The organism is Mycobacterium shigaense, from assembly GCF_002356315.1.
GTDB classification, from domain to species: domain Bacteria; phylum Actinomycetota; class Actinomycetes; order Mycobacteriales; family Mycobacteriaceae; genus Mycobacterium; species Mycobacterium shigaense.
Genome location: NZ_AP018164.1, coordinates 4,669,944 through 4,683,021 on the forward strand (window position 1 = coordinate 4,669,944; position 13,078 = coordinate 4,683,021).

12 protein-coding genes are annotated in these 13,078 nt (G+C 67.4%); 3 read left to right on the forward strand and 9 right to left on the reverse strand.

The window, feature by feature from the left end:
* Position 1: 1 nt before the first annotated feature.
* The 3 genes from purQ to MSG_RS21915 all read right to left on the reverse strand — a co-directional run bounded on the left by purQ (position 2) and on the right by MSG_RS21915 (position 1,711).
* Complete coding sequence (purQ, locus tag MSG_RS21905) at positions 2 to 676, reverse strand: phosphoribosylformylglycinamidine synthase subunit PurQ (RefSeq protein ID WP_096442963.1); 675 nt, start codon at positions 674 to 676, stop codon at positions 2 to 4.
* Positions 673 to 912, reverse strand: a complete 240-nt coding sequence (gene purS / locus MSG_RS21910) for a phosphoribosylformylglycinamidine synthase subunit PurS (RefSeq protein WP_096442965.1) — start codon at positions 910 to 912, stop codon at positions 673 to 675. Before purS ends, purQ begins: the two co-directional genes overlap by 4 nt.
* Positions 913 to 976: 64 nt before the next feature.
* Positions 977 to 1,711 carry an ATPase gene (locus MSG_RS21915; protein ID WP_096442967.1) on the reverse strand — a complete coding sequence of 245 codons (735 nt, stop codon included), beginning with the start codon at positions 1,709 to 1,711 and terminating at the stop codon, positions 977 to 979.
* Between MSG_RS21915 and MSG_RS21920 the strand changes: the two genes are divergently transcribed.
* Positions 1,688 to 2,326 carry an MBL fold metallo-hydrolase gene (locus MSG_RS21920; protein WP_096442969.1) on the forward strand — a complete coding sequence of 213 codons (639 nt, stop codon included), beginning with the start codon at positions 1,688 to 1,690 and terminating at the stop codon, positions 2,324 to 2,326. The genes MSG_RS21915 and MSG_RS21920 overlap by 24 nt on opposite strands.
* 21 nt (positions 2,327 to 2,347) lie before the next feature.
* Here MSG_RS21920 and MSG_RS21925 read toward each other — a convergent pair whose 3' ends face one another.
* Positions 2,348 to 4,015 (reverse strand): FAD-binding dehydrogenase, encoded by a 1,668-nt coding sequence (locus tag MSG_RS21925; RefSeq protein WP_096442971.1) that lies wholly within the window; start codon positions 4,013 to 4,015, stop codon positions 2,348 to 2,350.
* A 47-nt stretch (positions 4,016 to 4,062) separates the two neighbouring features.
* Positions 4,063 to 4,767, reverse strand: a complete 705-nt coding sequence (locus tag MSG_RS21930; protein WP_096442973.1) for a DUF2334 domain-containing protein — start codon at positions 4,765 to 4,767, stop codon at positions 4,063 to 4,065.
* A 198-nt stretch (positions 4,768 to 4,965) separates the two neighbouring features.
* Between MSG_RS21930 and MSG_RS21935 the strand changes: the two genes are divergently transcribed.
* Positions 4,966 to 6,612, forward strand: a complete 1,647-nt coding sequence (locus MSG_RS21935; protein WP_232011100.1) for a DHA2 family efflux MFS transporter permease subunit — start codon at positions 4,966 to 4,968, stop codon at positions 6,610 to 6,612.
* Here the strand turns inward: MSG_RS21935 and MSG_RS21940 are convergent.
* Both MSG_RS21940 and MSG_RS21945 read right to left on the reverse strand, forming a co-directional pair.
* Positions 6,609 to 8,744, reverse strand: coding sequence for a S9 family peptidase (locus MSG_RS21940; RefSeq protein WP_096442977.1), 2,136 nt, complete (start codon positions 8,742 to 8,744; stop codon positions 6,609 to 6,611). The two genes, MSG_RS21935 and MSG_RS21940, sit on opposite strands and share 4 nt — an antisense overlap.
* Positions 8,741 to 9,634 (reverse strand): phosphoribosylaminoimidazolesuccinocarboxamide synthase, encoded by an 894-nt coding sequence (locus tag MSG_RS21945; RefSeq protein ID WP_096442979.1) that lies wholly within the window; start codon positions 9,632 to 9,634, stop codon positions 8,741 to 8,743. Before MSG_RS21945 ends, MSG_RS21940 begins: the two co-directional genes overlap by 4 nt.
* Before the next feature lie 61 nt (positions 9,635 to 9,695).
* Here MSG_RS21945 and MSG_RS21950 point away from each other — a divergent pair, with 61 nt between their 5' ends.
* Complete coding sequence (locus tag MSG_RS21950) at positions 9,696 to 10,313, forward strand: hypothetical protein (protein WP_096442981.1); 618 nt, start codon at positions 9,696 to 9,698, stop codon at positions 10,311 to 10,313.
* Positions 10,314 to 10,340: 27 nt separating this feature from the next.
* Here the strand turns inward: MSG_RS21950 and MSG_RS21955 are convergent, their stop codons facing one another.
* Positions 10,341 to 11,600, reverse strand: a complete 1,260-nt coding sequence (locus MSG_RS21955; RefSeq protein WP_096442983.1) for a cytochrome P450 — start codon at positions 11,598 to 11,600, stop codon at positions 10,341 to 10,343.
* A complete protein-coding gene (purB, locus tag MSG_RS21960) occupies positions 11,597 to 13,015 on the reverse strand; it encodes an adenylosuccinate lyase (protein WP_096442985.1) in 1,419 nt (472 codons plus the stop codon). Before purB ends, MSG_RS21955 begins: the two co-directional genes overlap by 4 nt.
* Between the last annotated feature and the right edge of the window lie 63 nt (positions 13,016 to 13,078).

Below are 13,078 nucleotides of genomic sequence, written 5' to 3' on the forward strand. Positions count from 1 at the left end.
TTCACACTGCGAGCACAGCGTCGAGCGCCGAATAAAACAGCCCCAGCCCGTCATCGGACGGTCCCGTCAACGCGTCGATGGCGTGCTCGGGATGCGGCATCAGCCCGACGACACGGCCGTTGGCCGAACTGATGCCGGCGATGTTGCGCAGCGAGCCGTTGATGTTGTCGTGGTAGCGAAACACCACCCGACCCTCGCCTTCCAGTTCGTCGAGCACATTCTCGGGCGCCACGTAGCGGCCTTCGCCGGACTTCAGCGGAACCAGCAGCTTCGCGTCGCTGTCGAAACGCGACGTCCACGCCGTCGAGGTTGACGTCACCCGCAACCAAACGTCGCGGCAGACGAAGTGCAGGCCGGCATTGCGGGTCAGCACTCCGGGCAGCATCCTGGTCTCACACAGCACCTGAAAACCGTTGCAAATTCCCAGCACCGGCATGCCGCGCCCCGCCGCGTGCACCACCTCGGACATCACCGGGGCGAACCTGGCGATCGCCCCTGCTCGCAGGTAGTCGCCGTAGGAAAAGCCACCCGGCACCACGACGGCGTCGACGCGCTTGAGGTCGGCGTCGGCGTGCCACAGGCTGACGGCCTCGGCACCGACGCGACGCACCGCGCGCGCGGCGTCCACGTCGTCGAGGGTGCCGGGAAAGGTGATGACACCGATGCGTGCCGTCACAGCAGTTCCCGGGTGATCGACCAATCCTCGATCACCGTGTTCGCCAACAACGATTCGGCGATCTCGGCCAGCGCGGCATCGTCGACGGAGTCGTCCACCTCGAGTTCAAATCTCTTGCCTTGGCGAACATCTGAGATGCCGGGATGACCGAGCCGGCCGAGCGCGCCGACAATCGCCTGACCCTGCGGGTCGAGAATCTCCGCCTTGGGCATCACACTCACGATCACCCGTGCCACCGTCGTCTCCTCCTCACGTCCGCCCCGAACGACAACTCTACCGGCGAGCGGCACGGCCGGCGGCTCACGGACACGAGGCGATGTAGGCCTCGCACAGGGGCGTGGTCATCGAGTCCAGCACCTGATTGTCCGCCATCGAGGGCCAGGGCACCTGCGGCGGCGCTTGAGACCACAGGGTGAGCTCGCTGACCGTGCTGCTGGCGACATGCGCGATCAGGTAGCTGTGCATGACGACAGGGCCGCTGATCACCGCGGCCATCCGGCTCGGTTCGTCGACGGTGACCGACGGCGACTGCAGCGGTGCGCCCTGCTGGCAGCCACGCAGTGCCGCGACCGCATTGGTGAACACCGAGGCCGCGATCGGGCCGCCGCGAGCCGTGTCGCCGCGCCAGTGCAGGACCTGCGCCTGCAACTGCCATTGGCCGTCCGGGTGAGCGACGGTGGCGCGGGCGACCACGGCCCCGGCGCGGGGGTCCTGCGGCGCCGCCCGCGCGCCGCACAGCTCCTCGAAGCGGAACCGCAGCCCGTTCGCGGCCCCGGTCAGCGGCACCGCCAGACCCGCCAGCGCGGGCCAGTTGTAGACCGGATTCAGCGGCACCGCGCGCTGACCGATCCAGGCGGTGTTGGGAATCTGATTACATACGGGCGGGCAGGCCTCGGGCTCCGCGGGCGCCGGCACCACCACGACAAACGCCCACACGAGGCTCCCGGCGACCAGCATTGTGGCCAGAGCTATGCGCACCGCCACCACCCCCGTGGGGGCACAATCGTTGACATGCAACTGACGCATTTCGGGCATTCCTGCTTACTTGCCGAGTTCGACCACACTAACGTGCTGTTCGACCCTGGTACCTTCGCGCACGGTTTCGAGGGAATCACCGGTCTGTCGGCCATCTTGATCACCCATCAGCATCCCGACCACGTCGATATGTCCCGGTTACCCGCGCTGCTCGAGGGCAATCCGGATGCCGCGCTTTACGCCGATCCGCAGACCGCAGCCCAGCTTGGCACACCGTGCCAGGCGGTGCACGTCGGCGACGAGCTGCAGGTCGGGGAGCTGACGGTGCGGGGGGTCGGCGGCCGCCACGCCGTGATCCATCCGGAAATCCCTGTGATAGATAACATTTCGTATCTAGTGGGCGATGCGGACCACCGCGCCAGGCTTATGCATCCCGGTGACGCGCTGTTCGTTCCCGACGAGCCGGTCGACGTGTTGGCTGCTCCCACCGCGGCCCCGTGGATGAAGATCGCCGAGGCCGTCGATTATCTGCGTGCGGTCGCCCCGACGCGCGCGGTGCCCATCCACCAGGGAGTCGTCGTCCCGGAGGCAAGGGGCATCTACTACAGCCGGTTCACCGAGATGACCAGCGTCGACTACCAGGTGCTGCCCGAAGAGAGCGGAGTCACCTTCTAAGCCTCGGAGTTCGACGGCGCGTCAGGCGATGTCGTCGGCCGCCCCGCGACCGGCGGCCCGGCCGGAAAAGATGCAGCCACCCAGGAAAGTGCCCTCCAGGGCGCGGTAGCCGTGCACACCGCCGCCGCCGAATCCGGCCACCTCGCCGGCCGCGTACAGGCCGGTGATCGGGGTGCCGCCGGCCTTGAGCGCCCGGCCGGCCAGGTCGGTTTCGATGCCGCCCAACGTCTTTCGGGTCAAGATGTGCAGCTTCACCGCGATCAGCGGCCCGGCATTGGGGTCGGTGAGCCGGTGCGGGGCGACCACCCGGCCCAACCGGTCGCCGAGGTAGGTGCGCGCCGCGCGAATCGCGGTGATCTGGCCATCCTTGCTGAACTTGTTGGCCACCTCACGATCGCGCGCGGTCACCTCGGATTCCACGGTGGCGTAGTCCAGGGGCTGGACACCGGGCAGCGTGTTCATCGCGCTCACCAGTTCGCGCAGCGAATCGGCGGTGACGAAATCGACCCCGCGGTCGATGAACGCCTGCACCGGTCCCGGCGGCCCGGAACTGGCCCGGTTGCGGACCAGCTCGCGCACGCTCCGGCCGGTCAGATCGGGATTCTGCTCCTGTCCGGAAAGGGCGAACTCCTTCTCAATGATCTTGCGGTTCAACACAAACCAGGTATAGTCGAATCCCGATTTGCTGATGTACTCCAACGTGCCCAGCGTGTCGAAGCCGGGGTACAGCGGAATCGGCAGCCGCTTGCCGGACGCGTCCAGCCAGAGCGATGACGGCCCCGGAATGATGCGGATGCCGTGCAGCGGCCAGATCGGGTCGTAGTTGGTGATGCCCTCGGTGTAGTGCCACATCCGGTCGGGGTTGATCACCCTCGCGCCGGCCTGCTGCGAGATCGCGATCATCCGACCGTCGACGTGGGCGGGCACCCCGCTCAGCAGCTGCTCGGGGACGCGGCCCATTCGCTTGGGCCAGTTCTTGCGCACTAGCTCGTGATTGCCGCCGATACCGCCGCTGGTAACGATCACGGCAGACGCACGAAATTCGAACTGCGCCAATTCTTTTCGCGACGATGGCACGCCACGCGCTTCGGTCGATGGCACCAGCACGCTACCCCGCACCCCGGTCACCGCGCCGCCTTCAACGATCAACTCGTCGACCCGGTGCCGGTGCGCGAAGCGGACCGCCGTGCGGTCGCGAAGCTGGCGCGCGAAGACGTCGACAAGCGCCGGCCCGGTGCCCCAGGTGATGTGGAACCGGGGCACCGAGTTGCCGTGGCCCAGCGCGTCATACCCGCCGCGCTCGGCCCAGCCCACCAGGGGAAAGATCTTCAGCCCCCGGTCGCGCAGCCAGCTGCGCTTCTCCCCCGCGGCGAAATCGACATACGCGTGCGCCCACTGCCGCGGCCAGTAGTCCTCTTCGCGGTCGAAACCGGCTGTCCCCAGCCAGTCCTGCAACGCGAGCTCGTGGCTGTCGCGGATGCCGAGACGACGCTGCTCGGGGCTGTCGACGAAAAACAGACCCCCGAACGACCAGAACGCCTGGCCGCCCAAATTGGCGCTGTTTTCCTGATCGAGGATGAGCACCCGCAGGCCGCGGTCCACCAACTCACACGCGGCTACCAGGCCCGACAGCCCCGCTCCGACCACAATCACGTCCGCGACGAACCCCGCAGCCGAAGAATCGCTCATGCCGCAACCCTAGTTGCCCGAGCTGGGAAACTAATCAGACGGCTCAGTCAGGCGGCGTCGAGGACGGCCTTGTCCGACCGCCACCGGTACACCGTCGGCGTGCAACCGTGCATCGAGGCGAGATCGACGGCATCCAGCATCGCCTGCAACGGCCCGGGCTTGCGGAGCTGACGCGCAGCGACGGCCACCCGCACGATGCCACCGCGGCGGGCGATCCGCTCGGCGGACAGCACCACCATGCGGCACCACCACGGCTCGGTCAGGAAGCCCTCCCCGATGCCCAATACGCGTGTGCGATCCGTGGTGTGCCGGACCAGGTCGGTGATCCCGTGCAGGTCGGCGAGCAGCCGAAAACCGTTGCCCGGCAACGTCTTGACCACGCCGGGCGATACCGCCCAGCCCGGCGCGGCGAACAGCCGGGTACGCAGTCCGAGGTGCTCGAGCACCCGGTCCGCGGCCATCAGCCGCAGGTTGGCCTCGTGTGCGCGCAGCATGGCGAACTCGCCGCGCCGCTTCTTGGTGGCCGCATCGTCGTAACCGTGCAGCACGATCGCGTCGCCACCGGCCCGACGCTGGGCCAGCCAGTCGACGGTGTGCGGGTCGCGGTCGAGCCGATAGTCGCCTGCCAGCCGCGGGGCCACCAGCAGCGACACCGGGACCTTGCGGGCGTCCATCTGTGCGCAGAACGCCTCGACGTCGGCCAGGGTGCGCTCGCCAATCCCTGAGACGGAGACGATCAATTTTCCAGACACATCCGCAGTTTGACGAGTTCAGATGTCGAAACGGTGAAGTACACGCAGACTGCAGGCATATATCGGGCCGGCTGCGGCACCGCTCACAGCCCCGTCGGCGGCTCGATTGCCGGACTCGCGCAACACCGTTGGGCGACGGGTCGCCCGGCGCGCCGCCAGCAAACGACGACCGACGCCCGGGCGGGAAATCAATTCGATATGCTAAGCAACGCCATGGAGAAGGCCCACTCCGCAGCGGCCGACGCACCGCTGTCCGCCATCCCCGCCCGGCCGCCGGGCGCGGGTGCGAGTGCGGGTGGCTACCCCGACAAGCTGGATGCCGCGCTGCTGCGTATCTCTGGCGTCTGCATCCTGGCCACGATCATGGCGATCCTCGACGTCACCGTCGTGAGCGTCGCGCAACGAACATTCATAGCCGAGTTCGGTTCCACCCAGGCCGTCGTCGCGTGGACGATGACCGGCTACACGCTCGCGCTGGCAACGGTCATTCCGCTGACCGGTTGGGCGGCCGACCGCTTCGGCACCAAACGGCTGTTCGTGGGCTCGGTCGTCGCGTTCCTGCTGGGCTCGCTGCTGTGCGCTCTGGCCACAACTATCTTGCAACTCATAGTGTTTCGCGTCATCCAGGGTGTGGGCGGCGGCATGCTGCTGCCGCTGGGTTTCATGATCTTGACCCGCGAGGCGGGGCCCCTGCGGCTCGGCCGCCTGATGTCCATCCTGAGCATCCCCATGCTGCTCGCCCCGATCGCCGGTCCGATCCTGGGCGGTTGGCTCATCGACACGTCCAGCTGGAAGTGGATCTTCCTGATCAACCTGCCGATCGGCATTCTCACGATCGTGCTGGCGGCGGTCGTGTTTCCCCGGGATCACCCGGCGCGATCTGAAACGTTCGACGTCGTCGGCGCGCTGTTGCTGTCGCCCGGGCTGGCGACGTTCCTGTTCGCGGTGTCGTCCGTTCCCCGCTGCGGGACGGTGGCGGATCGCCGCGTCCTGATACCGGCGGCGATCGGGCTGGTGCTGATCGCCGCGTTCGTGGTGCACGCCCTACGCCGCGCCGATCACCCGCTGATCGACTTGCGGTTGTTCGCCAACCCGGTGATCACGCACGCCAACGTGACGATGGTGATCTTCGCGGGCAGCTTTTTCGGCGCCGGCCTGCTGCTGCCGAGCTATTTCCAACAGGTGTGGCAATACACGCCGATGCAAGCCGGCGTGCACCTGATCCCCCAGGGACTCGGCGCCATGCTGACCATGCGGCTGACCGGGCCGCTGGTGGACCGGCAGGGACCCGGCAAGATCGTGCTAGTCGGTATCGGTTTGATCGTCGCCGGCCTGGGCACCTTCGCCTTCGGTGTGGCCAGGCAGGTTCACTACCAGCCCACGATGCTGATCGCGCTGGCGGTCACGGGGCTGGGGATGGGGTGCACCATGATGCCGCTGTCGGTCGCGTCGGTGCAGGCGCTGTCGCCCGAACACATCGCCCGCGGCACCACGCTGATGAGCGTCAGCCATCAGGTGGGCGGGTCGGTCGGGACGGCGATGATGTCGATGGTGCTGACCAACCAGTTCAATCGAAGCGAAAACATCGTCGCGGCAAACAAACTCGCGGTGCTGCAACAGAAGGCCGCCGCGGGCGTGCCGGTCGACCCGTCCGCCGTGCCGCGGCAGCCGCTGGCCCCGGGCTTCGCGGCCGATCTGCTCCACGACCTGTCCCACGCGTACACAACCGTATTCGTCATCGCGATGGTGCTGGTGGCGGCGACGGTCATCCCCGCGTGGTTCCTGCCGAAGAAGCCGGCGATGCTAACGCCCGACATCATCGCGGTCGGGCGACCGGATGCCTAGTCCTTGCCGCCGCCACGGCGGTCGCCACCGGCGGCCGCCAGCAACCAGGCGTATTGGAATGCCGTTTCCTCCCATGACCGGTAGCGACCGCTGACGCCACCGTGGCCCGCCGCCATCTGGGTCTTGAGCAACACCGGGCTGCCGTCACCGTTGGCATGCCGCAACGCGGCCACCCATTTGGCCGGCTCCACATAGTAGACCCTGGTGTCATTGAGTGACGTCATCGCCAGGATGGCGGGATACCGCCTGGCCTCGACGTTTTCATAGGGGGAATACGATTTCATGTATTCATAAACAGCGCTGTCGTGCAACGGGTCTCCCCATTCGTCCCACTCGGTGACGGTCAGCGGCAGCGAGGGATCCAGGATGCTGGTCAACGGGTCGACGAAGGGCACCTGCGCCAGTATTCCGGCGAACAACTCCGGGGCCAGGTTGGCCACCGCGCCCATCAGCAATCCGCCTGCGCTGCCACCCAACGCCACCAGCTGTTGCGGGCGGGTCACTCCAGCATCAACCAAATGCCTTGCGGCCGCGACGAAATCGGTGAAGGTGTTCTTCTTCTCCAGCAGCTTGCCGTGCTCGTACCACAGCCGGCCCATCTCGCCGCCGCCGCGGACGTGGGCGATCACGAACACCATGCCCCGGTCCAGCAGCGACAGCCGTGCGATGGAAAATGCCGGGTCGGTGCAGCTTTCATAGGCACCGTATCCGTAGAGCAGTGTGGGCGCCGGGAATTCGACATCAGCGCGATGAACGATCGACACGGGTATCCGGGTGCCGTCATCGGCGAGCGCCCAGTCGCGTCGCTCGACGTAGTCGTCGTGCCGGTAGTCGCCGAGTACCGGCTGCTCGCGCAGCAAGGTGCGCTCGCCGGTGCGCAGGTCGATGTCGTAGACCCGCAGCGGCGTGACCAGCGATCCCGCCCTGATCCGCAGCTTCGGCGACACCCAGTTCGGATTGCCGCCCAAGCCCGAGGACATCAAGTCGGAGTCGAATGCGATCTCCTCGGGCTCGCCGTACTCGCCGTCGGAACCGATGGGCCACAGCTGGATTCGCGGCAACGCTGCCCGCCGATAGCTGATCACCAGATGGTCGGCGAAGGCGTCGGCTCCCTCGAGGCGAACGTCGTCGCGGTGCGCGATCAAGGTGCGCTGCTGCGTCGGGTCGGTGACGGGGGCCTCGGCCAGCGTGAAATTCACCGCGTCGTCGTTGTGCAGGATCAGGAAGCGATCCTGTCCCCCGACCACCGCGTGCTCCACCGAATACTCGACGCCGTCTCGGCGCGGCAGCACCACGGTGAACTCCGCGTTCGGGTCGGCGGCATCGGCGTAGCGCACTTCCGAGGTGATGGACGATCCCGAGGCGATGAGCACGTAGGCCTCGCTGCGGGTGAGCCCCGCGTCGAGCCAGAATCGTTCGTCGGCTTCGTGATACACCAACTCCGGGGGGTCGCCGGACCCCAGCCGGTACCGCCACACCTTGTCGGGTCGGTGCGCGGCGTCCAGCGTCAGGTAGTAGACGGTCCGGTTGTCCGCGGCCCAGGTCACGCCGGCGGAGATGTCGGCGATCTCGTCGGCGAGCTGTTCGCCGGTGCGTAAGTCCTTGAACCGCAGGGTGTACCGTTCGTCGCCGACGGTGTCGACCGAATATGCGAGCAGGTTGGCGTCTCGGCTCACCGAGGCGGCCCCCAAGGCGAAGAAGTCGTGGCCCTCTGCCTCGGCGTTCGAGTCCAGCAGAACCTGTTCGCCGGGTATATCGGTGTTCTCGTCGAGGAAGGGCGGATCCCAGTCGTCGGGATCGGCGACCGGACAACGGCATTGGACGCGGTACTGCTGCCCCTCGAAGGTGCGGGAATAGTACCACCAGTCGCCTTGGCGGGTCGGCACGGACAGATCGGTCTCTTTGGTGCGAGCCTTGATCTCACCGAAGATCTGCTTGCGCAGCGGTTCCAGGTGTGCCGTTGTCTGGTCGACGTAGTCGTTCTCCGCCTCCAGATAGGCGATGACTTCCGGGTTTTCCTTGTCGCGCAGCCATTCGTAGGGGTCGATGAAGACGTCGCCGTGGTGCTCGCGGCGAGCGTCGACGCGCTTGGCGACGGGCGGCACCGGGGGGCGGGCGATCGGCTCCGTCATGCGCCCGGACCGATCCAGTCGTCGAATTTCAAGCCGGAGATCCGTTCGTAGGCATTGATATAGCGGTCGCGGGTGGCCTCGACAATGTCGGGCGGCAGCGGCGGCGGCGGTTGCGAGCCGTGGCGGTCCCAGCCCGATTCCGGGCTGATGAGCCAGTTGCGCACGAACTGTTTGTCGAAGCTGGTCTGGACCACACCGGCTCGGTAATCCGCGGCGGGCCAGTATCGCGAGGAGTCCGGCGTGAAGATCTCGTCGGCCAGTACCAGGTCGCCGTTGGCGTCGGTGCCGAACTCGAACTTGGTGTCGGCGATGATGATTCCCTTCGTGAGGGCATGATCGGCGGCTTGCACGTATGTCTGCAACGTGCGGTCGCGCAGCTGGTTGGCGCGCACGGCGCCCACCAATTCGATCACCCGCGGAAACGAGATGTTTTCGTCGTGGTCGCCCAGCGCGGCTTTCGTCGCCGGAGTGAACAGCGGCGTGGCGAACCTGCTGGCCTCTACCAGGCCCGGCGGCAGCGCAATCCCGCAGACCTTGCCGGTCGCCTGATAGTCGAGCAACCCCGAACCGGTCAGGTAGCCGCGGGCCACGCACTCCACCGGAAACATCTCCAGCCGGCGCACCACCAGGGCGCGCCCGAGCACCTCGTCGGGAATGCGGGGATCGTCGGGCGGCCCGGCCAGATGGTTGGGGGCCTCGACGAGGCCGAAGAAGAACACGCTCATCGCGGTCAGGATGCGGCCCTTGTCCGGGATGACGCTGTCCAAGACGTAGTCGAACGCGGAGATCCGGTCGGAGGCGACCAGCAGCAGGTGGCCGTCGTCGACGCGGTAGAGCTCGCGGACCTTCCCGCTGGCCAGATGCTGGTAGTCGGACAGTGCAGGACGCATCGGGTCAGCCTAACGGGCACCGCGGCGACACTTGGCTGCGAGCTGTGCTGATATCGACGTTATGACGCGGTTCTTGCCCTACTCCACCAGACCCCTTCGCCTGTTGGGCCAACTGATCAGCGACGTCACCATTTCGCTGTGGACGGTGATCTGGGTATTCGTCGGCCTCGCCGTGCACGACGCGATCTCGACCATCGCCGATGCGGGCCACCAACTGGAAAGCGGCTCAAAGGGCATAGCCGGCAGCCTGGCGTCAGCGGGTCACGGCGCCCAGCACATTCCGTTGGTCGGCGACGCGGTGAGCACACCGCTGGTCGCCGCGGGTGACGCGGCCGCCGACCTCGCCGACGCGGGCCACAGCCTGGGCACTACGGCCGGCTGGCTCGCGGTCCTGCTTGCGCTGGCCGTCGCCTCGCCACCGATTCTTGCGGTCACCATGCCCTGGCTGTTTCTGCGGTTGCGTTTCTTGCGGCGCAAATGGACGGTGACCGCCCTGGCCGCGACCCCGGCGGGTCAACAACTCCTGGCGCTGCGTGCGCTGGCCAACCGATCGCCGGGCAGGTTGGCCGCGGTCAGCCCCGATCCGGTCGGCGCCTGGCGTCACGAGGATCCGGTCGCCATCCGCGCCCTGGCGGCGCTGGAGCTGCGCGCTGCCGGTATCAAACTTCGCGCGGGTTGACGACCGCCCGCCCGGCGGCCGGGAGCCTCACCGTTCCTCGAGCAGTTCCACGACGAGATGACGGATGCCCGTATGCCGATTGCTGCGAGTCCATTCGACCGGCTGCGCAACCCGCACCGCGCCGAACCGCGCCAGCAGCTCCTCGAAGAGAACCCGCAGTTCCAGCCGAGCCAGATTCGCGCCAAGGCAATAGTGCACACCCTGACCGAAGCCCAAGTGGGGGTTGGGTTTACGCGCGATGTTGAACTCATCGGCGCGGTCGAAGGCGGCGTCATCGCGGTTCGCCGAGCCCTCCCACACCTGGACCTTCTGGCCGGCCTCGATCTGCCGGCCGCCGAGTATCAGGTCGCGGGTGGCGGTGCGGCGCTTCGACGGCGACGGCGAGGTCCACCGCACCATCTCCTCGACCGCGCTCGGCAGCATGTCGCGGTCGGCACGCAGCGCGCGCAATTGCTCGGGGTGTTCGGCCAGCGCCAGCAGGCCGCCCGCCACGGCGTTGCGGGTGGTCTCCGCACCGGCGCTGAACAGCAGGCTGAAAAACAGATACACCTCGAGATCGGACGGGACCGGGCCATTCAATTCGTCGACGGTGGCGTTGGCGACGACCGACAACATGTCGTCCGTCGGCTCGGCGCGCTTGGACGCGATCAGCTGCTGGCCGTAGTCGTACATCCGCGATCCGGCCGCTGCGTCTCTTTCGGAGGCAGACAGCTGCGAAAGCGAGGCCTTGCGCGAGCCGCCGAAGTCGAACTGCGGCTCGATGGCCTCGAACAGCCAATGCCGTTCGGACTCAGGCACTCCCAGCAGGATGCAGATCATCTGCATGGGCAATTCGGCGGCGATGTCGACCAGGAAGTCGAAGGGCTCGCCGGGCTTGACCGCATCCAGCAGCCGGCGCGCCCGGCCCCGCAGGTCGTCCTCGACGCGGCGGATCATCCGCGGCGTCAGCCCGGAGCTGACCAGCCGGCGAATCTGCGAATGCCTCGGGTCGTCCATCATGTTGAGCACCTGGCCGGCGATGGACAGGTCCTGCAACAGCGTCCCGCCATACGGCCGTTGGCCGCCGGTGACCGAGGAATAGCCCACCGGATCCTTCAGCACGGCAAGCGTTTCGGCGTAGGTAGCCACCGACCAGAAGCCCTCGCCGTCCGGGGTGTTGTCGGTCGGCGCGTGCCAGTACACCGGCGCCTCGCGACGGTGTACGGCGAACAGCTCGTGAGGAAACCCGTTGGCGAAGTTGTCGAGATCGGTGAGGTCGATCTCCGCAAGCGCGCCGGCGAGCGTCACAGGATCGCTCCTGGGGTGTACTTGGCCGCGTCCGGGTAGCGGCTCACCAACTCGTCGACCGCCGCGGCCACCTCGTCCACCTGATCGCCGGCGGCACCGATGAACGCCTGCTTGTCGGCCAGCGCGGCGTCCAGCGCAGCCCGATCCAACGGTAGCCGTTCGTCGCCGGCCAACCGATCCAACAGGTCCGGCTCGGCGCCTTGTTCGCGCATCGCGAGCGCCGTCGCGACCGCGTGTTCGCGGATCACGTGGTGCGCGGCTTCGCGGCCCATGCCGGCGCGCACGGCGGCGATCAACACCTTGGTCGTTGCCAGGAACGGCAGGTAGCGGTCGAGTTCGCGCTGTACCACCGCGGGATAGGCGCCGAACTCGTCGAGCACGGTCAGAAACGTCTCGATCTGACCGTCGACGGCAAAGAAGCCGTCCGGCAAGGCGACTCGGCGCACCACCGAGCAGAACACGTCGCCCTCGTTCCACTGTGCACCGGCGAGTTCGGCGGCCATCGACGCGTAGCCGCGCAGCACGACCTGCAATCCGTTGACCCGTTCGCAACTGCGAGTGTTCATCTTGTGCGGCATCGCCGACGAGCCGACCTGTCCCGGCGCGAATCCCTCGGTGACCAGTTCGTGGCCGGCCATCAACCGGATGGTGTGCGCCATCGACGACGGCCCGGCGCCCAGCTGCACCAGCGCGGAGATGACGTCGTGATCCAGCGATCGCGGGTACACCTGCCCGACGCTGGTCAAAACCGTTGCAAATCCGAGGAATTCGGCTATGCGCCGCTCGAGTTCGGCAAGCTTCGTCGCGTCGCCGTCCAGCAGGTCCAGCATGTCCTGCGCGGTGCCCATCGGTCCCTTGATGCCGCGCAGCGGGTAGCGGTCGATCAGCTCGCGGAGCCGCGTCAACGCGACCAGCGCCTCCTGGGCCGCCGAGGCGAACCGCTTGCCCAACGTGGTGGCCTGTGCGGCCACGTTGTGACTGCGGCCCGCCATCACCAGATCGCGGTAGGTCGTCGCCCGCTCGGCAAGCCGCGCCGCCACCGCGACCCCGTGCGAGAAGACCAATTCCAGCGACCGCCGGATCTGCAGCTGCTCCACGTTCTCGGTGAGGTCCCGACTGGTCATCCCCTTGTGCACGTGCTCGTGGCCGGCCAGGGCGTTGAATTCCTCGATACGGGCCTTGACGTCGTGGCGCAGCACGCGTTCGCGATTCGCGATCGAGGCCAAATCCACGTCCTCGAGCACTCGCTCGTAGTCGGCGATCGCTTCGGGCGGCACCGCGACACCCAGCTCCGCTTGTGCCCGGAGCACCGCCAGCCACAGCCGCCGCTCCGCGACGACCTTGGCCTCCGGCGACCAGATCGCGACCATCTCGGGGCTGGCGTAGCGGGCGGCCAGCACGTTCGGAATGCTCACAAACACACAGCTTACGGTCGGCGACCTGCCAGTGGACACTGCCGGCTTGGCCGGCACCCGGTT